The organism is Actinomadura syzygii, from assembly GCF_008085905.1.
Classification (GTDB): domain Bacteria; phylum Actinomycetota; class Actinomycetes; order Streptosporangiales; family Streptosporangiaceae; genus Spirillospora; species Spirillospora syzygii.
Genome location: NZ_VSFF01000001.1, coordinates 523,961 through 549,462 on the forward strand (window position 1 = coordinate 523,961; position 25,502 = coordinate 549,462).

The 25,502-nt window shown below is 70.5% G+C and carries 21 protein-coding genes; 9 read left to right on the forward strand and 12 right to left on the reverse strand.

Annotated elements, in window-relative coordinates:
* Positions 1-40: 40 nt before the first annotated feature.
* Positions 41-1,141 (reverse strand): GlxA family transcriptional regulator, encoded by a 1,101-nt coding sequence (locus FXF65_RS02625; RefSeq protein WP_148348039.1) that lies wholly within the window; start codon positions 1,139-1,141, stop codon positions 41-43.
* Positions 1,142-1,367: 226 nt separating this feature from the next.
* Positions 1,368-2,054, reverse strand: coding sequence for an ATP-binding protein (locus FXF65_RS02630; RefSeq protein ID WP_222868338.1), 687 nt, complete (start codon positions 2,052-2,054; stop codon positions 1,368-1,370).
* Between the two features lie 200 nt (positions 2,055-2,254).
* Here FXF65_RS02630 and FXF65_RS02635 point away from each other — a divergent pair, with 200 nt between their 5' ends.
* Complete coding sequence (locus FXF65_RS02635) at positions 2,255-3,634, forward strand: sensor histidine kinase (protein WP_246198305.1); 1,380 nt, start codon at positions 2,255-2,257, stop codon at positions 3,632-3,634.
* Positions 3,635-3,996: 362 nt separating this feature from the next.
* The gene (locus FXF65_RS02640) at positions 3,997-4,881 is read left to right on the forward strand and encodes an arylamine N-acetyltransferase family protein (protein WP_148348041.1); all 885 of its coding nucleotides are present in this window, start codon (positions 3,997-3,999) and stop codon (positions 4,879-4,881) included.
* A gap of 229 nt (positions 4,882-5,110) precedes the next feature.
* Here the strand turns inward: FXF65_RS02640 and FXF65_RS02645 are convergent, their stop codons facing one another.
* Together FXF65_RS02645 and FXF65_RS02650 are read right to left on the reverse strand one after the other, a co-directional pair.
* The gene (locus FXF65_RS02645; RefSeq protein WP_246198306.1) at positions 5,111-5,884 is read right to left on the reverse strand and encodes an MgtC/SapB family protein; all 774 of its coding nucleotides are present in this window, start codon (positions 5,882-5,884) and stop codon (positions 5,111-5,113) included.
* A 36-nt stretch (positions 5,885-5,920) separates the two neighbouring features.
* Positions 5,921-6,280 carry a DUF3140 domain-containing protein gene (locus FXF65_RS02650; RefSeq protein ID WP_148348042.1) on the reverse strand — a complete coding sequence of 120 codons (360 nt, stop codon included), beginning with the start codon at positions 6,278-6,280 and terminating at the stop codon, positions 5,921-5,923.
* 180 nt (positions 6,281-6,460) lie between these two features.
* On the opposite strand from FXF65_RS02650, the gene FXF65_RS02655 reads away from it, so the two are divergent.
* Both FXF65_RS02655 and FXF65_RS02660 read left to right on the forward strand, forming a co-directional pair.
* Positions 6,461-7,942, forward strand: coding sequence for an aminotransferase class I/II-fold pyridoxal phosphate-dependent enzyme (locus tag FXF65_RS02655; protein WP_148348043.1), 1,482 nt, complete (start codon positions 6,461-6,463; stop codon positions 7,940-7,942).
* A 264-nt stretch (positions 7,943-8,206) separates the two neighbouring features.
* Complete coding sequence (locus FXF65_RS02660) at positions 8,207-9,040, forward strand: phosphoribosylaminoimidazolesuccinocarboxamide synthase (RefSeq protein ID WP_148348044.1); 834 nt, start codon at positions 8,207-8,209, stop codon at positions 9,038-9,040.
* Between the two features lie 358 nt (positions 9,041-9,398).
* Here the strand turns inward: FXF65_RS02660 and trxA are convergent, their stop codons facing one another.
* The 5 genes from trxA to FXF65_RS02685 all read right to left on the reverse strand — a co-directional run bounded on the left by trxA (position 9,399) and on the right by FXF65_RS02685 (position 14,658).
* The gene (gene trxA / locus FXF65_RS02665; protein ID WP_148348045.1) at positions 9,399-9,713 is read right to left on the reverse strand and encodes a thioredoxin; all 315 of its coding nucleotides are present in this window, start codon (positions 9,711-9,713) and stop codon (positions 9,399-9,401) included.
* Complete coding sequence (locus FXF65_RS45760) at positions 9,595-10,107, reverse strand: MerR family transcriptional regulator (protein WP_148348046.1); 513 nt, start codon at positions 10,105-10,107, stop codon at positions 9,595-9,597. The genes trxA and FXF65_RS45760 overlap by 119 nt, the downstream gene beginning before the upstream one ends.
* Before the next feature lie 428 nt (positions 10,108-10,535).
* The gene (locus FXF65_RS02675) at positions 10,536-11,885 is read right to left on the reverse strand and encodes a carbohydrate-binding protein (RefSeq protein WP_246198307.1); all 1,350 of its coding nucleotides are present in this window, start codon (positions 11,883-11,885) and stop codon (positions 10,536-10,538) included.
* Between the two features lie 389 nt (positions 11,886-12,274).
* Entirely contained in the window at positions 12,275-13,468 is a 1,194-nt protein-coding gene (locus FXF65_RS02680; RefSeq protein WP_148348047.1) for an HNH endonuclease signature motif containing protein, read from the reverse strand.
* A 170-nt stretch (positions 13,469-13,638) separates the two neighbouring features.
* On the reverse strand, positions 13,639-14,658 hold the full coding sequence (locus FXF65_RS02685) for a nitronate monooxygenase (protein WP_148348048.1): 1,020 nt from the start codon (positions 14,656-14,658) through the stop codon (positions 13,639-13,641).
* A 30-nt stretch (positions 14,659-14,688) separates the two neighbouring features.
* Here FXF65_RS02685 and FXF65_RS02690 point away from each other — a divergent pair, with 30 nt between their 5' ends.
* Positions 14,689-15,672, forward strand: coding sequence for a 2-hydroxyacid dehydrogenase (locus FXF65_RS02690; protein WP_148348049.1), 984 nt, complete (start codon positions 14,689-14,691; stop codon positions 15,670-15,672).
* A gap of 93 nt (positions 15,673-15,765) precedes the next feature.
* On the opposite strand, the gene FXF65_RS02695 is transcribed toward FXF65_RS02690, so the two are convergent.
* The 3 genes from FXF65_RS02695 to FXF65_RS02705 all read right to left on the reverse strand — a co-directional run bounded on the left by FXF65_RS02695 (position 15,766) and on the right by FXF65_RS02705 (position 18,700).
* The gene (locus tag FXF65_RS02695) at positions 15,766-17,013 is read right to left on the reverse strand and encodes a cytochrome P450 (RefSeq protein WP_148348050.1); all 1,248 of its coding nucleotides are present in this window, start codon (positions 17,011-17,013) and stop codon (positions 15,766-15,768) included.
* A 36-nt stretch (positions 17,014-17,049) separates the two neighbouring features.
* Positions 17,050-17,814 (reverse strand): crotonase/enoyl-CoA hydratase family protein, encoded by a 765-nt coding sequence (locus tag FXF65_RS02700; protein ID WP_222868340.1) that lies wholly within the window; start codon positions 17,812-17,814, stop codon positions 17,050-17,052.
* A gap of 217 nt (positions 17,815-18,031) precedes the next feature.
* Complete coding sequence (locus FXF65_RS02705) at positions 18,032-18,700, reverse strand: lysophospholipid acyltransferase family protein (RefSeq protein ID WP_148348052.1); 669 nt, start codon at positions 18,698-18,700, stop codon at positions 18,032-18,034.
* 211 nt (positions 18,701-18,911) lie between these two features.
* Here FXF65_RS02705 and FXF65_RS02710 point away from each other — a divergent pair, with 211 nt between their 5' ends.
* From FXF65_RS02710 to FXF65_RS45765, 4 genes are all read left to right on the forward strand, one after another.
* Positions 18,912-19,925, forward strand: coding sequence for an ABC transporter permease (locus FXF65_RS02710; RefSeq protein WP_148348053.1), 1,014 nt, complete (start codon positions 18,912-18,914; stop codon positions 19,923-19,925).
* 130 nt (positions 19,926-20,055) lie between these two features.
* Positions 20,056-20,724 (forward strand): TetR/AcrR family transcriptional regulator, encoded by a 669-nt coding sequence (locus FXF65_RS02715; RefSeq protein ID WP_148348346.1) that lies wholly within the window; start codon positions 20,056-20,058, stop codon positions 20,722-20,724.
* 92 nt (positions 20,725-20,816) lie between these two features.
* Complete coding sequence (locus tag FXF65_RS02720) at positions 20,817-21,473, forward strand: response regulator transcription factor (protein ID WP_148348054.1); 657 nt, start codon at positions 20,817-20,819, stop codon at positions 21,471-21,473.
* Between the two features lie 991 nt (positions 21,474-22,464).
* Complete coding sequence (locus FXF65_RS45765; protein ID WP_187412047.1) at positions 22,465-25,494, forward strand: helix-turn-helix transcriptional regulator; 3,030 nt, start codon at positions 22,465-22,467, stop codon at positions 25,492-25,494.
* Positions 25,495-25,502: the final 8 nt, after the last annotated feature.

Sequence of the window (25,502 nt, forward strand, 5' to 3'; positions counted from 1 at the left end):
ATAAGCGAAGATCATCACCTGATATGGCGGAATGCTGCCTTCATCCGGAGATGTCGGCGAGGCTGTCCCCAGCGAGACGGTCGCGGAGATGGCGGTCCCCCGCGGGACGGTCGCTGGGAAGACGGTCCTGGGCGAGAGGGCCTTCGAGGGGAGAGTCCTCTGGGAGGCGGTCGGTGGGGAGGTGGGTGCCTCGGAAGCGTGCCCGGAAGTCAGACGGCGCGACTCCCACATGCCGGTGGAACGCCCGGCGCAACGTCTCGGCCGTACCGAAGCCGAGCCGTCGGGCCAGTGTCTCGACCGGTTCGTCGCCCTCCGCGAGGGCCCGGCGCGCCGCCTCGACCCGCACCCGCTCGACGTAGGCCGCGGGCGGGACGCCCATCTCCGCCGTGAACCGGCGCTGCAGGTGCCGCGCGCTCAGCCCGGACCGTCCGGCCAGGTCACCGATGGTGTGCCGAGCCCCCGGATCGGCCTGCACGGACGACACCGCCGCCCGCACCGGGTCCGTCGCGGGCTGCGCCGACCACAGCGGGACGCTGAACTGCGACTGGCTGCCTGGCCTGCGCAGGAACAGCACCAGCTCGCGGGCCACGGCGTGCGCCGCGTCGCGGCCGTGGTCGTCCTCGACGAGGGCGAGCGCCAGGTCCATCCCGGCTGTGACTCCGGCGGACGTCCAGAACCGCCCGTCCCGGACGAAGATCGGGTCGCAGTCGACGTCCAGCGCCGGGTACTCGCGCCTGAGCTGACGTTCGCGTGCCCAGTGGGTGGTGACGCGGCGGCCGTCCAGCAGCCCGGTCTCGGCTAGCAGCAGCGCGCCGCTGCACACTGAGGCGACTCGCCGCGCTCGTCCGGCCGCCGCTGTGAGCCAGCCGACGAGCGCTGGGTCCGCGCGTGCCGCGTCCACGCCGGGGCCGCCCGCGACGACCAGCGTGTCAATATCACCGAGGTCGAGGGCCGGGTCGAGGTCGCGGAGGGCGTGACCGGCGTGCACGGGCAGCCCTCCGGACGACCGCACCGGCCCCGCCTCCGGCGCGGCGACCAGGCATTCGTACCGTCCGGCGGCGTTGAACACCTCGTGCGGCCCGGCCAGGTCCAGCACCTGGAACCCGTCATAGATCACGAACGCGACGCGCATGCCTCCCAGGCTGGCTCTTCACCAAAGATGGCGTCAATGCCGGGCACCCCACACATCACGCCATTGCCCTCACCGCCCCGTTCGTCACCGTGCGCACCTGTCCCGGCGTCCACCGCCAGGTCCACCGCCAGGTCCACCGCGGGTTGCGGCGTCCACCGTGACGTTCGGCGCAGCGTTCAGTACCACGTCCAGCGCGCGTCCTAACGCGACGTGCAGCGTGGTGGCTGAGTGGGTTTCAGTCTGGGGTGGGGAGGGCGGGCGGGGGCTTCGTGGGCGGGGCCGGGAACTCTGCCCATACGACGTTTCGTGGGCCCTCGGTTCGGACGCCCCAGCGGGACGCGAGTGCGTCCACGATTCGCATGCCGCGGCCCGTTTCGGCGCCGATCTCTTCCTTCACGTGCGGTTTTCCGTCGGCCGCGCCGTCGTCGCCGACCTCCAGCCGGTACCGGCCGTCTCCGGCGGCGAGCACGACCGTCACCCTGCCTCCGTCCAACCCGGACGCCGTATGCGTGATCGCGTTCGCGACCGTCTCGCTGACCACCATGACGATGTCGTCCAGCACGGTCTCGTCCAGCACGGTCTCGTCAACGTCGCCGGGGTCGACCTCGCGTTGGTCGGCAGCGTCTTGGGCGACGTCGGCCTGGTCGACGCTGTCTTGGCTGCCGACGTTCTTGCCCAGGACCAGGTCCCGGACGAAGTTCCGCGCGTGGCCGACCGCCCGTCGCGTCCCGGGCAGGGTGACCTCGCCGATCACCGTGGGGTCCCGCGACTCGCCCACCGCACCGCCTCCCCGACGCCGGGCGTGCCGGGGAGCCCGGCCCGCCTCGCCCACCCGGACCGCCTCAACCGCCCGGGCCGCTTCGCCCGCCCGGGCGGCCTCGGCCACCCGGCCGGCCATCCGCACCACGTCCTCGGCACCCACCGCGACGGCTCCCTTCGCGTCCGGAAAGTCGCCCGTCACCCTCGCAGTACGGCCGGAGGCCCGCGTTCCGTTCACGTTCCAATCGACCGTTCCGCCTGATCGCACCGCACGTTCCGCACGCGGACACGCGACCATAACCTACCCTGAGTGACGGATAGTCACGCTGAGTATTCAATCGTTTCGGATCCGGGGAGTCGGCTGTGCGGACGGCGGGGCGGGAAGGCGACCGCGGGTGGCGGGCGCGCCTGCTCCACTCGGCGCGCGGACGCGCGACGGTCATCACCGCCGCGGTGTCGGCGCTGATCCTCGCGCTGGTGTTCGTCCTGCTGATGCTGCTCGGGCGGGACTACGTGCTGAACCGGGTCCTGCGGGAGTCCGAGGAGACCGTCGAACGGGTCGTGACGGACATCGCCCGAGGTCAGAGCGCGAGCGCCCTCGTCCCCCAGCCGGACGAGACGCGGATGATCCAGGTCGTCGGGCCGGACGGGCGGGTCCGCGCGTCGAGCGAGGCGCTGCGCGGGCGTCCGGCGCTCGCCGCCGCGGACGCGCGGAGCGGCAGAATGCTCGTCAACCGCCGCGACTGTCCCGCGTTCCTCGACGGGTGCGTGTGGGCCTTCGGCATCCGGCTGCGGACGTCGCCGTGGGGTGATGGCGTACTGGTCATCGCCGCGGCGCCACTGCCCGACACGCTGAGCGTATGGGTGCTGCCGACCGCGATCGCGCTGGTCATGGCGGGGCTGCTCGTCCTGATCACATGGTGGACGTGGCACACGATCGGGCGGGTGTTCGTCCCGGTCGACGGGATCCGCGCGGGAATGGCCGATTTCAGCGCGCGGGGCCTCGACCACCGGGTGCCCGTCCCGGAGTCCGGCGGCCCGGTCCGGTCGCTCGCCGAGACCGTCAACTCGACGCTCGCCCGGTTGCAGGAGGCCACGGACCGGGAGCGCCGGTTCGTCTCGGACGCCTCGCACGACCTGCGCAACCCCATCGCCGGATTGCAGACGCGGCTGGAGTTCCTGCTGGACGAGCCCGCCGACCACGACTGGAAACCCGCCGTCCGCGCGGCGCTGCGCGACACGGGGCGGCTCAACGACATCGTCTCCGACCTGCTGGAACTATCTCGGCTCGATGCGCGCTCGCCCGTACCGGTGGAACCGGTCGACCTCGCCGGGCTCGTCCGCCGGGAGGTCGAGCGGCGGACACCGCGCGTGCCGGTCACGACTCGGTTGGAGCCGGACGTCGTCGTCCTGGCGAGTCCGGTGCGGCTGGCCCGGGTGCTCGGCAACCTGCTCAGCAACGCCGAACGGCACGCGGTCGGGCGCGTCGACGTGACCGTCGCGCGGGACGGCGCGGATGCCGTTCTTGAAGTGCTCGACGACGGCGACGGCATTCCCGACGAGTCGCGGGAGCGCGTGTTCGAGCGGTTCGCCCGCCTCCCCGAGTCACGGGACCGTGACCCGCAGGGCACCGGACTCGGCCTGCCCATCGCCCGCGAGATCGCCGAGACCTACGGCGGCACGCTACAAATCCTCGACAGCCCACGCGGGGCCCGCTTCGTCCTCCGCCTTCCCGCATCCTGATCTGGGACGATCCAGGGCAAGTCAAACGTTGTCGCAAACATGACCACACGGCGCACGCCATGCATGGCCCGCATGCAATGCACGCCGTGCGACGCGCAGTGCATGCCGTACGACGTGCGGCGCACGAGCAGCGTGCAATGGGCGCACGAGCAGCGTGCGATGCACGGTCACGGCGCGCAGCGCACGAGTGCGGCGCGGGCACAGCGGGCGATGCATGGCGTACACGCGCGGCGCACGAGCACGGCGCACAATGCACGGGACCAGCGCGCGATGCAGGGGCACGGCGCGCAATGCCGGGGCACGGAGGGCGGCGGGTGGGCGGGCATGTGGGACAGGACTGGCATGAGGGCGAGGGGACGGGTATGAGCGAGGATCTCGGTTACGGATGGCAGGGCGACCTCGTCGATCTGCCTGCTTACCTGGAGCGGGTCGGCCATGACGGGGACGTCGCCCCGACCGTCGCGACGTTGTGCGCCCTGCATCGTGCGCACACCACGTCTATCCCGTTCGAGAACCTGGAGATCATGCTCGGACGGCCGGTGGACCTGGCGCTCGACGCCATCCAGGCGAAGCTTGTCGGGCGGCCGCGCGGCGGCTACTGCTTCGAGCACACCCGGCTGTTCGCGGCCGTGCTGGAGCGGCTCGGCTATGAGGTGATCGCGCTCGCCGGACGGGTCACGCTCGGGGCGCGCAAGATCCTGCCGTCGACGCACGCGCTGCTGCACGTCCGGCCGCCGGGGCAGCCGCTGGACGAGCCCGCCTGGCTCTGTGACGTCGGCTTCGGCTCCGGGCCGCTGGAGCCGCTGCGGTTCCGCGACGGCGAGGAGGTCGACCAGGACGGCTGGGGTTTCCGTCTCCAGCAGGGCCGGACGGTCAACGCATGGAGTCCGAACACCGTCGGCTGGGAACTACACCAGCGCGGCCCGGACGGCTGGGTTCAGCGCCACACGTTCGCGATGAACGAGACCTTCCGGGTCGACTTCGAGCTGTACAACTACTTCATCTCGACGAGCCCGAACTCGCCGTTCACGACCCGTCCGTTCGTGCAGAAGTTCACGCGCGACGCCCTCTACGTCTTGGACGGGACGAACGAGTCGGTCACCTACCCGGACGGCTCCGTGAAGCAGTATTCACACAGCGTCGACGACCTGCCCGAAGTCTTGGCGAAGGACTTCGGGATCGTCCTGGACGACGCCGATGTCCTGCGCCTCGCCGACTTCATGCGCACCCACCAGAAGGAGTCCTAGGCCAAGCCTTCACGCAGCACACCAGAACCTCACCTCGCACAGGGCCCGCCGGGACGGCGGGCCCTCGTCGTCCAAGGGGCTCGCCGTCCGGAGCGCTTAGGTGAGGGGCTGGTTGTTGTCAGGCCACTCGTCGTCTGGGCGTTGGTTGGTCGTTTCACTCGTTCGGCCGGATCGTTCTTCGTCCGGTCGTTCGTTGGCTGAGGCACTCAATGACTGGGCACTGTCGGCTTCACTCGTTGTCGTCGTCCTGGTCGGAGCCGATCGTGACGCCGAGGATGTCCGGCAGTTCACCGAGGCTCGCGGTCAGTTCCGGGACGGATCCGGTGCCCTCCACGACGAGGGTCACCACCGCGGTGCCGGGACGTCGCCGGTCCTCCTCGCGTCTGTCCCGGCGCTCGTCTCGGCCTCGGTCGGAGTCGTCCGGCAGGTATTCGCGCTCCACGTTCAGCTCGATCACGACGAACTCCCGCTGCGTGCACTCCATGAGGGCCCGGCGCAGGGCACCCTTGCCGTCCCGGTAGACGAGCCGTATCCGCGCCCGTCCGACCGGACGGAACCGGTCGAGCGGCAGCCTCCGGGTCGCCGCGCTCAGCCCGTACACGACGAGGAAATGCAGGCCCGTGACCGTCACCGCGAGGACGGGGAGCCCGCCGCCCGCCGCCATCCCGACCGCCGCCGTCACCCACACGACCGCCGCCGTGGTCAGGCCGCGCACCGCGTCCCGCCGGACGAAGATCAGCCCGCCGCCGATGAACCCGATCCCGGACACGATCTGCGCCGCCACCCGGGACGGGTCGAACGACACCGGACCCGGTGCGCCCTCGAACCCGTACTTGCTGACCAGCATGAACAGCGCCGCGCCGACACCGACGAGGGTATGCGTGCGGAGCCCGGCGCTCTTGTTGCGCAGTCCCCGTTCCAAGCCGATGGCCGCGGACAGGACCATCGCGAGGAGCAGCTCACCGACCTGCTCGATCCCCTGTCCAGGGGAGAGCTCGATCACCCGCTCGGCCGCGGGTCGGGCATGACCGTCATGTCGCTACGCGCTGGACGGCTCAGGACGCAGCGGGTCGTGGCCCACCGTCATCAGCGCGTGCCTCCAGGCATCGTCCCGCAGCCCCTCGCGGGGCGGGTCGTCCAGCCTGTCCTCCACATAGTCGACGACGCGGCGCATCACGTCTGTGTCGCTGTCGGTCAGGTCGACCTTGCGTTTGCGCAGGATGTCCACCACGCGAGCGCCCATCTCGGACACGCCCGGCCCGGGGCCCGGCTCCGGGAACGCCTCCTCGCCGGAGGCGTCCGTGAGCAGCCAGTTCCGCAGTTCGTCGGACGTCATATTGACGAGCCGGTGGAAGTCCTCCCAGGCCAGCTCCGTGTCGACCGGTATGCGATCGTTCATTGGACAAACTCCCTGTCGCCCATATCAACCCGCTCTACCCGCAACCCCCCGCTCCCACTCCCCCTCCTGTTCCGTGCGTCTTTCCCTGCGCCTTGCTGGGCGTTCCGCCTCCGTTCCTCACTCATTCCCTGCCCGTTCCGCGTCCGTTACATCCCGGGCGGCTCGGGAACACGCCGGGACATGGACCATTCGCGTGCCCCCGTCCTCGAAGCCCTCGCCGCCTACCACCGGGAGGGACAACTCTCGTTCACCCCGCCCGGCCACAAGCAGGGCCGCGGCGCGGACCCGCGCGTCCGGGAGGTGCTGGGCAACGCCGTGTTCCACTCCGACGTCCTCGCGATCTCCGGGTTGGACGACCGTGCGTCCGGCCACGGCGTCCTGGAACACGCGCAGGAGCTGATGGCGGACGCCGTCCACGCCGAGCAGACGTTCTTCTCCACCTGCGGCAGCAGCCTGTCCGTGAAGAGCGCGATGCTGGCCGTCGCCGGACCCGGGGAGGAGCTGGTGATCGCCAGGGACGCGCACAAGTCCGTGGTGTCGGGGCTGATCCTTTCGGGCGTCCGGCCGATTTGGGTGGAACCGCGCTGGGATCCCGACCGGCATCTCGCGCACCCGCCGTCCGCCGAGGCGTTCGCCGCCCGGCTGGACGAGCACCCGGAGGCGCGCGGCGCCCTCGTCACCAGCCCTACCCCGTACGGAGGGACCGCCGACCTCGCCGCGATCGCCGCGGTCTGCCACGAGCGCGGCCGCCCGCTGATCGTGGACGAGGCGTGGGGCGCGCACCTGCCGTTCCATCCCGGCCTGCCGATCTGGGCGATGGACGCGGGCGCCGACGTGTGCGTGACGAGCGTCCACAAGATGGGCGCCGGGCTGGAGCAGGGCTCGGTATTCCACCAGCAGGGCGACCTGGTCCACCCGACCGAACTGAAGGCCCGCGAGGACCTGCTCGGAACCACCAGCCCGTCCGTGCTGCTCTACGCGGGGTTGGACGGATGGCGCAGGCAGATGGTCGAGCACGGCCACGAGTTGCTTCAGAACGCGCTGGACCTGGCCGAGCAAGTCCGCGAGGAGATCTCGGGCATTCTCGGCTTCGCCGTCCAGGGGCGGGACGAGTTCACCGGGCCAGGCCGCGCTCACGACCTCGATCCGCTGCCTGTCGTCATCGACATCGCTGACCTCGGAACCACCGGCTACTGGGCCGCCGACTGGCTGCGCGAGCACCACCGGATCAACCTGCATCTGGCCGACCATCGCAGGATCAGCGCCCAGCTCACCTTCGCCGACGACGAGGACACCGTCGAGCCGCTGCTCACCGCCCTCCGCGACCTTCGCGAGCACGTGGAGAGCACGGGCGGAGTTGGAGGCGGGGCGCCTGCCGGGGTCGCCGTTCCGTCTCCGGACGAACTGCGTCTCGAACTCGTCCGGCCGCCGCGCGAGGCATTCTTCGGAGACGCCGAGCAGGTCCCCGCCGCCGAGGCTGTCGGACGGATCTGCGCCGAGATGCTCACCCCGTACCCGCCCGGCATCCCCGCCGTCCTGCCCGGCGAACGGATCAACGCCTCCGTTATCGAGTACCTACGGACAGGCGTCGACGCCGGAATGGTGATCCCAGACGCAGCCGACCCGACGGTCAAGACCGTCCGCGTACACATAGAAGCCTGACCCAGCACCGGCAAGCCGTGCCGTGCACGGACAGCCATGCACGGGCCAAGCAGCCCGCACACACGGACTCCATCCGCGCACAGGCAGGTCAGGTGTCGTCCAGATGGTGCGGTGGAAAGGCCAGACCGCGCGATGGGAAGCACAATCGTCTGGGAAGCAAGGCCGTGCGTTGGGGAGGTTGGGCTGTGCGCGGGGAAGCCTGATCGCAATGATGGATGGGAGCTGTGCGAGACTCCATTCCGGCATGTAGAGGTGAGGAGCGCCATGGAGCTGGTCCACTCGGGCAAGGTCAGGGACGTCTACGCGGACGGCGACGAGCTGATCCTCGTCGCGACCGACCGGGTGAGCGTGTACGACGTCGTCCTGCCGACGCCGATCCCCGACAAGGGGAAGATCCTCACCCAGCTCTCCCTGTGGTGGTTCGAGCAGCTCGCGGACATCGTTCCGAACCATGTCGTGTCCGCGACGGACGTCCCGGACGAATGGCGCGGACGCGCGATCCGCTGCCAGCGCCTCACCATGCTCCCCGTCGAATGGATCGCACGCGGCTACCTCGCCGGGCTCGGCCTCAAGGAGTACGAGAAGGGCGGCGCGGTCTCCGGCGTCCCGCTACCGGACGCGCTGGTCGAGGCGTCCCGGCTCCCGGAGCCGATCTTCACGCCGACCACCAAGGCGACCGTGGGGCATGACGAGTTCATCACCTACGACGACGTCGTCCAGGAGATCGGCGCGGACGCCGCCGCCCGCCTCAAGGACGTCACCCTCGACGTCTACCGGCGCGGCGCGGCCCTCGCCGCCGAACGCGGCATCGTCATCGCCGACACGAAGCTCGAATTCGGCCGTGCGGCTGATGGGACGCTCGTGCTCGGCGACGAGGTCCTGACCCCCGACTCATCGCGCTTCTGGCCCGCCGACCAGTGGAAGCCGGGAGGCCCGCAGCACTCGCTGGACAAGCAATATGTCCGCGACTGGAGCGGCGGCCTCGACTGGGACCGCACCCCGCCCGGCCCACCCATCCCGCAGGACGTCGTGGACGCCACCCGCGCCCGCTACATCGAGGTCTACGAACGCCTCACCGGCAACCGCTGGGAATCCTGACGCACCAATCCCAGACCGCCTGCCCCGGCCGAAGTCGTCTGCGACTCGGGGTTGCTGAGGCCCCGCGACCTCCGCGCCGTCTGGGGTGAAGGCAAAGTCCTGCCCGTGGCGAGTCCAGTCCCGACGAGAATGCGTCCGCCGCGTCAGAACCCGTCGCCACATCACGAGTCATCACCGCGCTACGGGTCGGCGACGCATCACGAGTCGTCGGCGCATCACGAGTCGTCGGCGCATCACGGGTCGTCGGCGCATCACGGGTCGTCGGCGCATCATGAGTCGGCGGCGCATCATGAGTCGGCGGTTCGTCAGAGGTCGTCCAATCGTCGGGAACGTCCGTCCGGAAGAGTCGCTGACCAGGTCAGAACAGGCCGTCGAGGTCGGCGAGCAGTCGCCGCTTGGGCTTCGCGCCGACGATCTGCCGGACGACCTTCCCGTCCTGGAACAGGTTGAGCGTCGGGAAGCCGAGCACGCCGTATCGCGACACGATCTCTGGATGCTCGTCGCCGTTCAGCTTCGCGACCGTCAGCCGGTCACCGTGCTCCGCCTCGATCTGCTCAAGGATCGGCGCGATCATCTTGCAGGGAGGACACCAGTCCGCCCAGAATTCGACCAGTACCGGCTTGTCTGCGCGGAGTACGCGGTCGTCGAAGTTCGCCGTCGTGAGCGTGAGCATCGGTGGTCTCCCGGTCGTTCGCGAAGCCCGGGGACAGGACGCACCCCGGGCAGGCCTGCGTCAGCCGACCCGCCATCTCGGCGCGCCGCCTCGTCAGGGCGCGGATCTCGGCGTCGAGTTCGGCGAGCCTGCGCAGGTACACCGCCACCGACTCGGGACAGGACGCGCCGTCGTCGTGCCCGGCGCGCAGGCAGTCGACGAACGGCCGGGCGTCGTCCAGCGTGAACCCGTTCGCCAGCAGCGCGCGGATCTCCGCGACGAGCCGGACGTCGGACTCCTCGTACAGCCGGTACCCGTTGGCCGCGCGGCGCGCCGGGAGCAGGCCCTGCTCCTCGTAGTAGCGCAGGGTGCGGGTGCTCACCCCGGCCCGTGCGGCCAGTTCCCCGATCCGCATCGCCCCTCCTTCCGTGGCCGCCTCCGAAGCTATCCCTTCACACCGGCGTCAAGGTCAAGCCCGCTCCCCACCAAAGAGCCGAACCAGACACAGGACGAACCCCAGAGAGCACACCGTCCAGGAAACGGATCGAGCAGGGCAGCGCCCATGCCGATCAGAGATCAGAGACCAAGCAGCAAAGAGGACAGACCGAGCCCAGGACAAGCCGAGCACAGCAAGAGCCAGATAGCGAAAAGGCTCACCAGAGAGCCAGCCGGTTCAGGACGTGAACGAGCCGTGCAGGGAAGGGGCATCGGGAGACGAGCCGAGTTGGAAACGAGCCGGGGCCGAGGAAGAGCCGACCAATAGGCGAGCCGAGCAAGACAGGGCAAGACAGGGACGGGCCCGGCGGGTAATCCCGCCGGGCCCGTCGATGTGGCCGGGAACCGTCAGCGGCCCTGAAGGCTGCGGACGTTGTCGCCGAACGTCCAGCTCCTTGACCCGTCCCAGTTCATGGACCAGGTCATGAGGCCCTTCAGTTGGCCGTTGAACGAGTTCCAGGCCTGGCCGACGAGGCCGGGTGACATGTAGCCGCCACCGGCACCCGGCTGCGCGGGCAGGCCCGGCGCCTGCTTGTCGTACGGGACCTTGATCGTGGTGCCCTGGATGACGAGGCCGTCGTTGAGGCACTGGGTCTGCTTGACGAAGCCCTCGACGGTCGCGGCGGAGTAGGAGTCACCGTGGCAGCCGTACATGCTGCCGTTGTAGTACTGCATGTTCAGCCACCACAGGCGGCCGTTGTCCGCGTACTTCTTGACGATCGGCAGGTACGCGCCCCAGATGGAGCCGTACGTCACGCTGCCGCCAGTCACGTACGCGGTCTCGGGAGCCATCGTGAGCCCGAAGTTCGCGGGCATCTGGCCGAGTACGCCGTCGATGATGCGGATCAGGTTGGACTGCGACGCGGACAGCTGCGTGATGCTGCTGCTCGCCGTCAGTCCCGTCTCGATGTCGATGTCGATGCCGTCGAAGTTGTACTTCTTCAGGATCGGCACGATCGTCGAGACGAACTTGTCCGCGACGCTGGAGGAGTTGAGGTCGATGCCCGCGGTCGCGCCGCCGATCGACATCAGGATGGTGGCGCCCGCCTCCTTGGCGGCGCACATCTGCTCGGGCGTGGCGACCTTCACGGTGTTGTCCATGCCGTCCTCCCAGAGGACGGTGCCGTCAGAGTTGATGACGGGGAACGCCGCGTTGTACACGTTGTAGCCGTGCTGCTTGAACACGGGGTTTTCGATCGGACTCCAGCCGAACGGCGGGTGGACGCCGTTGGACGCGCCGTCCCAGTTCTCCCAGTAGCCCTGCAGCACCTTGCCCGCGGGCTTGCCCTTCGTCGCGCAGGTCTCGCTCCCCTTCGGCGGGTTGGTCGGCGGGTCCGTCGGGGGGTCCGTGGGCGGGTCGGTCGGCGGCGTGGTTCCGTCGCAGGTACCGAGGTCGCGCCAGAGCGTGGGGGTGGACGCGGGGTTCCAGTTGGCGCCCGCGTAGGCGGTGTGGGCGACGGTGGCCTGGTAGCCGTGGCCGGTGTAGACGACCTTCGAGCCGGCCGTGTAGCTGGTGCCCTCGGCCCAGGCCGGGAAGGTACACGCGACCAGGGACGGGGACTGGGCGGACGACGGGGCGGAGAGCGCGACCACGGCGCCGGCCGACAGCACCAGCGCCGCACCGGCCGACGCCAACGCCGCGGCGGCCGCGGACCGTCGGCCGCGTCTGACGTTGACGCGCTTGTGCTTGAGTTTCACGGGACTCCTCAGCGAAGCGGGACAGAGGAGCCGGCGCAGAGCCAAACAAGTCCCGCGAACGGGACCCTCCCAGGCGCAAGGCGCATAACCGGCATGGACGCCAGTAGCAGAGTAACCGTGCCGCGCGACGCCGGGAAGACCTTTCGCATTTCACCGCGTAGAGATCACGTCGGCCACTGGACGAGCAGGTGGAGCACCCACTACCGGCCACCTGATCAGGACGGTCGCCCACGCGATACCAGCCCAGATAGACAGCCCGTCCTCATCCCCAGCCTCCACCGAACCTTCCTCTACCTGGACGGCCCGCAACAAGGCCAGCGCATCCTCCCCGACCTCGCGGGGAAACAGGATGGCGTCCGCGAGCTCCTTGATCGGACGAAACGCGCGTCCTAGGCGGCTTGGGGGTAGTCGGTCGGTGGGGCAGTGCGGGTCGGTGGAGGGAGGATTCGGTAGACGTAGCGTCCGGTGGAGTCTCGGGTTATGCGCATCTGTTCGGCGTTGGCGTGTTTGAAGCGGTTGTGCCATCCGCAGCAGAGGGCGAGTTGGTCGATATCAGTGGGGCTGCGGCCGAGGGTCCAGCCGTTCACGTGATCGACTTCGCAGAGAATGCCGGGGACCTCGCAACCCTGGACCGCGCATGTCGGGTACAGGGTTTCCAAGGTTTGGCGTTGTCCGGCGGTGGCGAAGCGTTGCCGATGCCCCAGGTAGAGCGGGACGTGGCCGCGGCCCAGGATGAGCGGTGAGACTCCGGCGCTGAGCGCGATGCGGCGGGCCTGCTCGGCGGGGATCGGCGTGCCGTCGGTCAGGCGGCCCGGCGTGTCTCCACCGGTCAGGGTGTCGAGATCGCAGATCACGGTGACTTTGGTGGCCTTCTGCCCACCGGAGAGGACGGACGTCAACGCGGCGGCGGTACGTTCGGGGAGGTCGCGCTGGTCGTCGGGGCCCGCGGGTTTGGCGAGCGGGGCGAGCGTGCCGTCCCAGATGGCGGCGTCTTCGGCATTCAGCCAGCCTTTGACGTACCGGCCGCCGTCCAGCGAGCGCGTGGTCGTGATCCAGGACTGCTCATATCCGCGCTGTGCATCGTCGTCCGGCGTCTCGGTGCCTTCGCGTTCGGCGATGACGTCGCGGATGCGGCGGCCGAAGGAAGCGACTTTTCCAGCGGAGAAGCCCTGGTCGACCATTTCCAGTAGGAGGGTTTCGGCCTTCGCGCAATCGACGTCGTCCAGCCGTGCCACGGACTCAGCCACGGTCGATGCGTAGCCGTAGGTCAGTTCTCCGGCCGCAAGGAGCTTCGTCACCTGGGGCAGGCGGTGTCGCTGCCGGGCCAGGGTGACCCGCTCTCTGGCACGTGATTCGCGCATGCCCAGTCGCGACCGCAACCATGCCTGGGTGGACGGTAGGCCCCAGCGGCGCGTCTCGCCCGAGACGTCCACCCGTCCGATGAGGTCGGCCAGCGCACTTTCCTGCTGGTCGACGGCCTTCGCCAGGCTCTCGGCGAGTTGCATGCATGCCGCTGGCGAGTCGGGAGCGTCCCGGTCGGCGAGTTCGCCGGCGATCGCGAGCAAGGCGTCGACCAATTCCATGGTGGACGCCGCATCGAGATCAACACTTATCGAACTCACACTCCCAACTTATCGAACACCCGTTCCACAGCACGCCAAATTAAGGTTCCATTTTTGTCACCCTCCGGATAGTCAACCATCCGACAGACCCCATGAGAGGCGAAAAATGTCCGCTCTGCTTAGGCGGAGCTCTACAGAGTGGAGGTCAGAGTGGTTACCAGGCGGGCCGCAGGGGTTTCGGTAGTGGACTGGTAGGACTCTCCTGCCCACAGGTTGATTCCGTCCGGGTCACCTTGGGTGGCGGACGCTTTGCGTAGGGGCGCGGTCATGTAGTGGACATCGGGGTAAGCGGCCGGTGCGTGTGCCGTGTGCTCGGTCAGGAAGCGATTGACCAGACCACGGGCGGGACGTCCGCTGAAGGCGCGGGTCATCGCGGTGGACGTGAAGCGAGGATCCGCCAGCGCCGCCTTGTGGACTTCGCTGGCCCCGCTCTCCGGGCAGCGGACGAACGCCGTCCCGAGCTGGGCCGCGAACGCTCCCAACGCCAGGACATCCGCGACATCGGCGGCAGTGGCGAGCCCGCCGGCGGCGAGCAGAGGCTGAGCCGTCATCGCGCGGACGGCGGCCAGCAGATCGCGGAGCGGCAGCGGCGTGTCGGAGCTGCTGTTGGTGAAGGTGCCCCGGTGTCCCCCGGCCTCGGCGCCCTGGAGGCACAGCGCGTCGGCGCCGGACGACCGGAGGGCCTCGTCCACGGACGTCACGGTGACGATCACGACGGCGCCACGGTTCCGGAAAGCCCGGATGACCTGCGGCGATGGGCAGCCGAACGTGAAGCTCACGAACGCGGGCGGGTCGTCCAGCAGGGCCGCGACCTTGGCCTCGTAAGCGTCGTCGCGCGCGCCGGACGAGGGCGTGCCCAGTGCGACGCCGAGCCGTTCCGCTTCGGGCGCGAGGCGGTCGCGGTAGGCGGCGACGGCGGCCGGGTCGGGTTCGTCCAGGGACGGCATGAACAGGTTCATCCCGAAAGGCCGGGAGGTGCGTGCGCGAGTGGCGGCGATGTCCGCGAGCATCGCGTCCGGTGTCTTGTACCCGGCGGCGAGGAAGCCGAGGCCGCCCGCGTCCGACACGGCGGCGGCCAGCCGGGGGGTGGACGGCCCGCCCGCCATCGGCGCCTGCACAATCGGACGTTCGGGCCACGGCGCATGCGTCATGATCAGGACGATAGACGGGAAGGGGCCGCGATGCGGGTACTGCTGCACTACGACACGGACCACAAGGCCACGGACTACGAGGACACGGACTACGAGGACACGGACTACGAGGACACGGACCGCGAGGACACGGACCGCGAGGAGCCGGACCTCGACATCGTGAGCTGCTCCGAGCAGGACGACGCCCGCTTCGCCGAGCTCCTACCGGAGACCGAGGTCATCTGGCATGTGCTGCGCCCGCTGACCGCGGCCGACATGGACCGCGCGCCGAAGCTGCGGCTGATCCAGAAGCTCGGCACCGGGGTGAACACCATCGACCTGGACGCGGCGGCCGAGCGCGGAATCGCCGTCGCGAACATGCCGGGGCGGAACGCGCAGGCGGTCGCGGAGACGAGCCTGCTGCTGATGCTCGCGGCGCTGCGGAAGGTCGTCGCGTTCGACGCGCGGACGCGGCGCGGCGAGGGCTGGCCCGCCGACCGGGCACTGGTCGGCGGGGAACTCGCCGGACGGACGGTCGGGCTCCTCGGCGGCGGCGAGATCGCCACGCTGCTGCGCGGGATGCTGGAGGCGATCGGCGCGAAGGTCGCCTACACCTCGCGGCGCCCGCGTCCCGGCGACCCGTCCTGGATGGAGCTGGACGATCTGCTGCGGGCCAGCGACATCGTTTCCGTACATGTCCCGCTGACCGATGAGACGCATCACCTGCTCGACGCGCGAAGGCTGGCGCTGCTGCCACGCGACGCGATCGTGGTGAACACCGCTCGCGGCGCGGTGATCGACGAGGCCGCGCTGGTGGCGGCATTGACGACGGGACGGCTCGGCGGCGCCGGACTCGACGTTTTCGAGACCGAGCCGGTGGACGCGGGGAATCCGCTGTTGAAGCTCGACAATGTCGTCGTCATGCCGCATGTGGCATGGCTGACCCACGAGACATGGGACCGGTATTTCGCGGTCGCGGCGGAGAACTGCCGCCGCCTCGCACGAGGCGAGGAACTTCTCCACCGCGTCCGTTAGAACGCGCGTGTTAAGAAGACACCTCCAACAAGAACGTGCCTCCTCCGAGAAGGCGCGACCGCGAACCGCACGTCCGGTAAAAGTAGATGTTCGTTAGGACAGGGTGTAGCGGATCGGGAGTCGCTTTAGGCCGCCCACGAATGTGGTGGCGATGCTCTCCGGCGGCCCGGCCAGTTCGATCGAGTCTAGGCGGGGCAGCAGTTCGTCGAAGAACGCGCGGACCTCCATGCGCGCCAATGCCGCACCCAAGCAGTAGTGGACGCCGAACCCGAACGCCAGATGCTTGTTGGGGTCGCGTCCGACGTCGAACTGGAACGGGTTGTCGAAGACATCCTCATCCCGGTTCGCGGACGGATAGGAGAGCAGCACCGACTCACCCTCCCGAATCGTCACGCCGCGCAGTTCGTAATCCCGGTTCGCGGTGCGCATGAATTCTTTGACGGGGGTGACCCAGCGGATCATCTCGTCCACGGCGAACGGCATCAGTTCGGGATGGGCACGGAGGCGGGTGAGCTGGTCAGGGTGCTCGATCAGCGCGTGCAGACCGCCCGCGATCGTCGCGCTGGTGGTGTCGTGACCGGCCGAGGCGATTATCACGTAATAGGAAGCCGTGTCGAAGTCGTTGAGCGGCTCGCCGTCCACGCGCGCGTTGGCGATGGCGGACGCGAGGTCGTCGGTCGGGTTCGCGCGCCGTGCCTCCGTCAGCCCTTGGAAGTAGGCGAAGAAGTCCAGCAGGACCTGGATCTTCTCCTCATTGGTCGTCCCGCGCTGGAAGTCGTCGTCGTCCCCGCCGAACAGTTGCTGGGTGAGTGTCAGCATGCGGTCGAAGTCGTCCTCGGGAAGGCCGAGCAGCGACAGGATCACATAGAGCGGGAAATAGATGGCGACGTCCTGCGCGAAGTCGCATTCGCCGTCGAGGTCGACCATCCGGTCGACGTACCGTTTCGCCAGTTCCTTGATGCGGGGTTCGAGCGCCCGCATCGCACGCGGACGGAACCAGTCCGCGCCGATCGCGCGGATGACGCGGTGATCGGGGTCGTCCATGTGGACGAGCGTTCGGAGCGCGATTCCCTGCTCGGCCCGCTGCCGGTTCATTATGTCGAATTCGGCGGTGGCGAGGATCGGGCGCGGCGCGTTCAGGAAGATCTGGTGGTTGCGCTCGATCTCCATGACGTCCTCGTGTTTGCTGACCACCCAGAACGGGTTGTAGTCGGGGGCCTCCACGAGATGCACCGGGGATTCGCGGCGGAGTAAGGCGAGCGCGTCGTGCAGGGCCTGGTCGTCGGCGTAGGTCTTCGGGTCGGCGATCGCGAGTCCCGCCTCGGCCAAGGTCAGCGTCATGCGCTGGCTCCTCTTCGAATTTCCGCAAGTGACAACTTACTCAGCCGCCGTCCCGTGCCGTCCGAGACCCGCGGCGAAACGGGCCACGCCTTCGGCGGCGTCATGCAGGGAGCGTTCGCCGTGTCGGTGTTCGACGGCGATCGCCTCGCCCTCCGGCAGGCCCTCCGCTTCGAGCAGGGAAAGGCGGTCGTTGCGCAGGCACGCCTGCGGGAGCCGCGCCAATTCCGCGGCCAAATCCTCGGCCGCTTCCCGCGCCTTTCCGGGCGGAACGAGCCGGTTCGCGAGGCCGATGTCGAACGCCTCGCGAGCGGCGACGGGACGTCCGGTGAGGATCAGGTCCATGGCGCGGCTCGCGCCGATCAGGCGGGGAAGGCGGAACGTCCCGCCGTCCACGAGCGGGACGCCCCAGCGGCGGCAGAAGACCCCGAACGTCGCGTCCTCCTCCACGACCCGGAGGTCGCACCAGAGCGCCAACTCCAGACCGCCCGCGACCGCGTAACCGGCGACCGCCGCGATCACCGGCTTGGACAGGCGCAGCCGGGTGCAGCCGAGCGGGGCGTCGGCGGGCGGCGGGTCGAGACGCGGACCGTCCGCGGTGCCGATCGACTTGAGGTCGGCGCCGGAGCAGAACGTCCCGCCTTCTCCCCAGAGGACGGCGACGCTCGCGCTTTCGTCGGCGTCGAATGCCCGAAATGCGGCGGCGAGATCACGGGCGGTCGCGCCGTCCACGGCGTTCCGGGTCTCGGGCCGCGCCATCACGACCGTGGTGACGGGCCCGTCCCGCTCGATCCGCACCACCACCGAAACCTCCTCCTCGCCACCCCAATCCGCACGGTCCATCCCAATCCGCACGGGTCACACAACGTTCGGAGCCACGACACATAGGCCGCCAGAGTTCGAGCGTAGGGTCCAGGAGAGCACGGGTTCGCGGTCGGACACGGCGTGTTCTACGGAGCCTGTGCCGCACAGCGTGTTCGCGGACGGGACGGTGGGGCCGCACCGCCGAATCCGCGGGGGGTTACTCGTCGTCCGCGCGGGGGTTGAGCGTGCCTGCCCATTCCTGGTCTGAGAGCTTCCGGATGGCCTGCATGACCTCGTCGGTGATGACGCGACGGGCCCGGCCGGGCGGCAGGTCGCGGTAGCGGGAGAAGTCCATGGGCTCACCGAACCGGACGGTCGGACGCACGTTGAGCTGCGGCTTCCAAGTGCCGAGCGGGATGATCTGGTCGGTGCTGCCGAGCGCGACGGGGACCACCTTCGCACCCGACCTGAGGGCCAGCCAGGCGACGCCCCTGCGGCCGAGGTAGAGGCGTCCGTCCGGGGAGCGGCTGCCCTCGGGGTAGATGGCGACGCCGCCGCCCGCGTCGAGGAAGGCGGCCATCCGTTCGAGGGCGCGGACGGCGGCGCGGGTGGGTCCGCGCCTGATCGGGACGTTCCCCAGCGCGAGCATGCCCCACCTGATCAGCCGTCCGCCCACGCCGGGCAGTTCGAAGTACTCGGCCCTCGCCAGCCACCACAGCCGGCGGGGGATGACGGGCGACAGCACGAAGCTGTCCACGAACGACAGGTGGTTGCTCGCCAGGATGAACGGGCCCTCGGCCGGGATGTTCTCCCTGCCCTCGACCTTCGGACGCAGCAGCACGCGGAGCAGGGGCCCGACCGTGTGCGAAACGACACCGTAGAACACGCAGCCTCCTGTGACTCGGCACCGGGGACGGGGTGCACGAAGCCGAATCTAGAAAGCCTCGGGGCCGCGCGAATCCGCCATGTGACCAGCTTCATGCCCACCGCCCGCATCACGGCCCGCTCCGCCGCTGGAAATTAATCGAACGAGCGATTATTTTCTAGCTCAGGAGGAGTCGGGAGAACCGAGACAACCTTCAGGAGAGGTGGCAGTGATGCATGAGAGGCGCAAGCCCGTCATCGTGATGGTGGTCGCGTCGCTGATCGGGATGGTCTTCGCAGGGTCGTTCCTCGGCGCGCTGCACCACACCCGGCCGCACGACGTCCCCGTCGCCGTGGTCGCGCCCGAAACCGACGTCCACCGGCTCGGCGTCATGCTGGACCGGAAAGAAAAGGGCGCGTTCGACCTCACCGCCTACGCCAGCCAGGACAAGGCACGCGCCGCGCTGCTGAACCGCGACGTGGACGCCGTCTTCGTCCTGGGCGACGGCAGCGTCGTAGGACAGGGCCAGGGAGCACGGCTGATCGTCGCGGGAGCCAACGGCAGAATCGAGAACGGCGTACTGACCGAGGTCTTCCAGGGCTTCGGACAGGCCGCCGGGATACAGGTGGCGGTCGAGGACGTCGTGCCGCTCCCGTCCGACGACAACAACGGCATCTCGTCGATCTTCTTCGTCGTCACCACGGCGATCCCAGCCGTGATCATGGCGGTGCTGTTCGCGTTCGCCGTTCCCACCGCCGGGGTCGGACGGCGGCTCGCGCTGCTCCTCGCCGGGTCGGTCGTGCTCGGTGGAGCGAACGTCCTGGTCGCGGACGCGATGCTCGGCGCGCTGGCCGGGGCTCCGTGGGCGCTGTGGGGCGTCACTTCCCTGCTGGTGTTCGCGGTCGCCTCGTTCACCGCGGGCACCCTGCGCGCCGCCGGACCACCCGGAGCCGGACTGACCGCCCTCCTGCTCGTCCCGATCGGACTCCCCGCGAGCGGCGGACCCATGGGGCCCCACTTCATCCCCCAGTGGTACGCGGCGTGCGGCGAATGGCTCCCGCCCTCGGCCGCCATCAGCGCGGTGCGGAACGTCGTCTACTTCCACGGAAACGCACTCGGACGTCCCCTACTCGTCCTCGGACTCTGGGCCGCAGCGGGGATCGCCCTGCTCCTCGCGCCAAAGAGGACACAGAAACAACGCGAAACAATGACGCCCACCGCCCCCGAACCCGCCACCAGCACGTGACCAACGCGCACAACAGGCCCACCAAGTAGTGGGGGCTTCGGTCGGGCGTTTGCCGGGGGATCTGGTGGGACTTTCGTTGGGGTGTCCGGCACGCTGGTCTCATGGACCGAGGAGGTAGCAGGACGTGGCGATGAAGTCGGGGGGCCGGGCACACCGGCGTCCGGGACGTCCCCCGAAGACGGAGGCGGGGGACACCAAGGCGGCGCTCGTCGAGGCGGCGCTGCGGCTCTTCGCGCAGAAGGGGTACACGGGCACGTCGATCCGCGCGATCGCCCGCGAGGTCGGATTGAGCGAGAGCGTGCTCTACGCCCATTTCGAAAGCAAGCAGGACATCTTCGAGGCCGCCGTCGCGAAGCTCGGGCCGCAGGGCCTGGTCGCCGGGCAGGAGAGCCTCGACCCGGAACTCGCCGACCGCGACCCGGCGGGCTACATCCGCGCGCTGGTCGAGCACGTCCTCGACGCCTGGGACTCGCCGAGCGGACGGCTTTTCATCAGCCTGATGGTCCGGGACGGCCTGGTGCACAGCGCGGCCATGGGCGCCACCATCGCCGCGTCCATGGAGGAGACGGGTTCGCTGTTCGAGCGATGGATCGAGACGGGGCGGATACCGTCCGATCTCGGCCGTCCAGCCGACCTGGCCTGGGCTCTGTTCGGGCCGATCGGCCAAGCGCGGCTACTGTGGTTGCACGCCGATGCCGCGCCTGGAGAACGGCAGGAGGCCCGGGAGCGGGCGCTGCGACACACCGAACTGTTCATCAGGGCGGTCTTCCGCGACCAGCGGAAGTCCCCGGACGCCTGATCCTGGAGGACGTGACGATGGCGGGCCTGGACCGCGACTCCTCCCGGGCACCGGCGGAATCGGTGAACGCTTTTCATCCTCGGGAGGTGCGTATGGCCGATGCCTCCGCGGACGGTCCCGATGAGAAACGTTCAGCGTCCGGGACGATCCGGATCCTGCTTGCCGAGGACGTCGCGCTCCTGCGCGGCGCCCTCGCCGGACTGCTCGACCTCGAACCCGACCTGGAAGTCGTGGCGGAGCTCGGCAGCGGCGACGCGATCGTCCGGGCGGCACTGCGGCTCCAACCGGACGTCGCCGTTCTCGACGTCGACCTCCCCGGCATGGACGGCGTCACGGCCGCCGCCGAACTGCACCAGCGGCTGCCGGAGTGCCGGGTGTTGATCCTGACGGGCCTCGGCCGTCCAGGCGACCTGCGGCGAGCGCTGGACGCGCACGCGCACGGGTTCGTCCTGAAGGACGTGCCGCCCGCCGAGCTGGCCGCCGCGATCCGCCGGGTCGCGGCGGGCGAACAGGTGGTCGACCCGCAGCTCGCGCTGGTGGCGCTGCGCCAGCCGGAGAGCCCGCTCACCCCCCGGGAGGCGCAGGTCCTGCGGCTCGCGGCGGAGGGCGCCGACGTGGACGACATCGCACTCGTCCTCGGACTGACGGTGGGAACCGTCCGCAACTACCTGGCGAGCTGCATCACCAAACTGAACGCCCGCAACCGAATCGACGCCGTACGCATAGCGGGCGACTTCGGCTGGGTCTAACCCCACCAACCCACCCCACTCCTGCCCCGGCCTGCCCCGCCGCCAACTCCACCCTTCAGCCAGCCTGAACAACGTCCCGGCCTGAGATGCGGCGGGCCCCGGCCTGCAGCGGGTCGGTGTGAGCGACCCGCCGAGCATGAGCGGCGAGCAGGTGTTAACAACGGGCGTGTTCGGAGCAGCAGACGGGCGTAGGTGCCCACCAGATGCGGCGGCGGCAGCGGCGGCGATCCGGCAGCCCTCGGACGGCAGCGCCGGACTCACCCTCCTCGCCGTGATCGCCGCATGCGCAGCGGGCGCGGTCGTCTACCGAACGGCGACCGCCCGCCGCCCGGCCCACACACGCCGCTAGCCGAGTTCTGTCGGAGGCGCGTGATGTAGTCGCACCATGACTCTCAGTTGTGTCGTGATCGCCGTGGTGACGCTCTATGCCCGCGGCGGGAGCGAGCGGCAGCCGGACATGCGCACCGGGCGGACGTGAACGGCAGGAGTGCGGCCTACAGGTGGGCGCGGCGGAGTGAGCAGCGGCCGGATTTCCAGGGAGAGGAGCGGACATGGGCGGCAGACGGACGTGAGCGGCCCCCAAAGATGCGGGCATGGACAACGGGCGGGCGCGGACAACGGGCGGGCGCGGACAACGGGCGGGCGCGGACAACGGGCGGGCGTGAGCGGCCTACCAGTAGGCGTTGCGGAGTGAACGGCGACCGGATAGCCGGGCGTGGATGGCCGAGCGGGTGTGAGCAGTAGGCGGGGTTGGGCGGCCACGCGAGGTTGGGCGGTCACTGGACGCGTGCGGGCGGTGGGCTGGTGTGGACGGCAGGTGGGTGTGGAGCCGGGCGCGTGGGTGTGGAGCCGGGCGCGTGGGGTGGGTGTGAGGAAGATCTTTGTTTGGAGGGGGTGTGAGGAATGCATGGGTTGAGCTGCGGGCGATTCATATGTGGATCGGTGTGCGCCGCACTGGGCAGGGGGAACGGGGGGTGACACGCTCCGGGGCATGGTGGGTGACGGCTGTGTCAGCGGCGGTGGGGCGGCGGGCGGCCTGCTCTATGGGCGGGCTCAAGAAGTCGCCGCGATCGACCGGGTTCTTGACCGGGTGCGGGCCGGGGCGGGTGGTGGTGTTCTGATCCTGCGCGGGGAGGCGGGGATTGGGAAGACCGCGCTGCTCAACCACGCTGAGGCACAGGCGGCCGGATTGCGCGTGCTGCGGGGCGGCGGGGTTGAGGCGGAGGCCGGGGTTCCGTTCGCGGCTCTGCATTTGCTGCTCGGCGGCGTTCCCGGCGGTGTCGATGAGCTGCCCGCCGCGCAGGCGGCGGCGTTGCGGGCGGCGCTGGGGCTGGCTCGGCCGTGTCCCGAGGATCGGCTGCTCGTCGGGCTCGCAGTGTTGTCGCTTCTCGCCCGGCCGGACGAGACGCCGCTCGTCTGCCTGATCGACGACGCGCAGTGGCTCGACCGGGAGTCGGCGGACGCGCTGCTCTTCGCCGCGCGCCGGACGGCGTCGCATCCGATCGTGTTCCTCATCGCGACGCGGGACGACCGGTTGCGCACCGGCCTGCCGGAGCTGCGCCTGGACGGTCTCGACGATGACGACGCTCGCCTTCTCCTGAACGACCTCGGCGTCGGCTGTGAGCACAGCACCGACCGCGAGCACAGTGCCAACTACGAACACAGCGCCAACTACGAACACCGGGCCGACCGCGAACACAGTGACGACCGCGAGCACAGGACCGACTGCAAGCACAGGGCCGACTGCGAACACGGGGCCGACTGCGAACACGGGGCCGACTGCGCATACAGGGCCGACTGCGAGCACAGTGACGAGCTCGTCCGGGAGGCGCGTGGGAATCCGCTGGCGCTCGCCGCGTTCGCCGCGGCCGGGTCGGGACGGCTGGCGCGCGTTCCGGCGGAGTTCGGGCGTGCCGTTCGCGAGCTGGACGAGCCCGTGCGGCTGCTGCTCGCCGCCGTCGCGGCCGACGAGACGGGTGAGCCGGGCGTGGTGGTGCGTGCGGCGCGGGGCCTCGGCGTGCCGTTGGACGCGCTGGAGGCGGCGGAGGAGTCGGGGATCGTGTCCGTCACCCGGACGTCGATCGGCTTCCGGCATCCGCTGGCTCGCGCCGCCGCGTACCAGGGTGTTCCGGTCACGCGGCGGATCGCGGTGCATCGGGCGCTCGCCGCCGTGCACGCGCGGGCGGGAAACGCGGATCTGCACGTCCGGCACCTGGCCGCCGCCGCGCTCGGCACGGACGAGACCGTCGCCGCCGAGTTGGAGTCGGCGGCGGACGACATCGGGCACGACGGTGCCGGGCACCACGCTGGCCCGGCCGTCGCGGCGTTCGCGTACGAGCGGGCCGCGCGGCTCGCCGGGGAACCGGGGGTGCGGGCCCGCCGACTGGCCGCGGCGGCCGAGGCCGAACTCGCCGCCGGGAACCCGGAGAAGGCGCGGACGCTCGCCGACGAGGCCGCCCGGGGCGGCGACGCGGAGACGAGGGCACGGGCGGAGCTGGTGCGGGCGGGCGTCGAGGCGGAGCACGGCGTCCCGGAGGCGGCCGCTCGGCTGCTGATGGAGAAGACCCGCGATCACAGCGAGCCGGAGATCAGGGCGCGGTTGCTGGAAGAGGCCGTCCTGCATGCGTGGTCGTGCGGTGATCGGGACACGGCCGTGCGGGCGCGCGAACGCCTCACGGAGACCGCCGCCAACACCACCAACATCACCGCCAACACCGCACGCCCCACGAGTGGGCTGGCGGAGGCGTTGGGTGCGCTGCTCGACGATGACGTGGCGGAAGCCCGTCGGGTCCTCGCCGGGCTGCCCCAGGACGGGACGGCGGGCGACGAGCGGCTGCGGCTGCTCGCCGCCGAGGTCGCGCTGCTCGCGGGGGACGACGACGCGGCCGCCGAGGCGTCCGCGCGGCTCGTCGCGCGGTGCCGGGAGCGGGGGACGCCGGGGCCCGTCCCGCGCGGGCTGGCCGTCCAGGCGTGGGCGCGCCTGTTCGACGGTGCGCACGACGAGGCGCGGGCCCTCGCCCGGGACGCACTGGAGGCCGCCGAGGCGGCGGGACAGGGACAGCAGACGGCGGGGCAGGAACAGCAGGCGGCGGGACAGGGGCAGCAGGCGGCGGGACAGGGGCAGCAGGCGGCGGGACGGCGGCGGCAGGCGGCGGCGCGGATTGGGCGAGCGCGGGCCGCCCAGGCGCGGGCCGTTCAGGCGCGGCAGGCGGCGATGGAGGGGGACGAGGTGCGCTGCCACGCGCTGTCCGCCGAGGGAGGCGTCGGCGATGCGCTGGGGCTGCTCGCGCTCGGCCTGGGCCGTCCCGAGGACGCCCTGGAGCACCTCCGCGACGCCCGTCCGGACACGCCCGGTCCCCCCGGGGTGCTCGCGCTGGCCGACACCGTGGAGGCGGCGGTCGCGGCGGGACGCCCCACGGCGGGCGCGGACGCGATGGCCCGCCTGGAGGCGTTCGCACGCGACGCGGGACACCCCTGGGCGGACGGCGTCGCGTCCCGCTGCCGGGCGCTGCTCACCGCCGACCCCGCCGAGGCGGAGCGGCACTTCGACCTGGCGCTCGCCGCCCACCGGGAGGGCGGACGCCCGTTCGAGCGGGCCCGCACCGAGCTGCTCTACGGGGAGTGGCTGCGCAGGTCGCGGCGCCGCGCGCAGGCCAGGGCGCGGCTGAAGGCGGCGCTGGACGTCTTCGAGCGGCTGGGCGCCGTCCCGTGGGCGGAGCGGGCCCGCGGCGAGCTGCGCGCCGCCGGGCAGGGCGTGCGGACGTCCGGGCCCGACGACGTTCCCGGACGCCTCACCGCGCAGGAGATGCAGGTCGTCCGGCTGGCGATGACCGGCGCGACGAACCGGCAGATCGCGGCGCGGCTGCGGCTCAGCCACCGGACCGTCGCCTACCACCTCTACAAGGCGTTCCCGAAGCTCGGCGTGGCGTCCCGCGCCGAGCTGCACCGGCACGTCCCGGCCGAAGTCCCGGTCGGAGCCGCGTCAGGGGGGAGGGCCGCCGGAGCGGACCGGACCGCCTGACGTCCCCG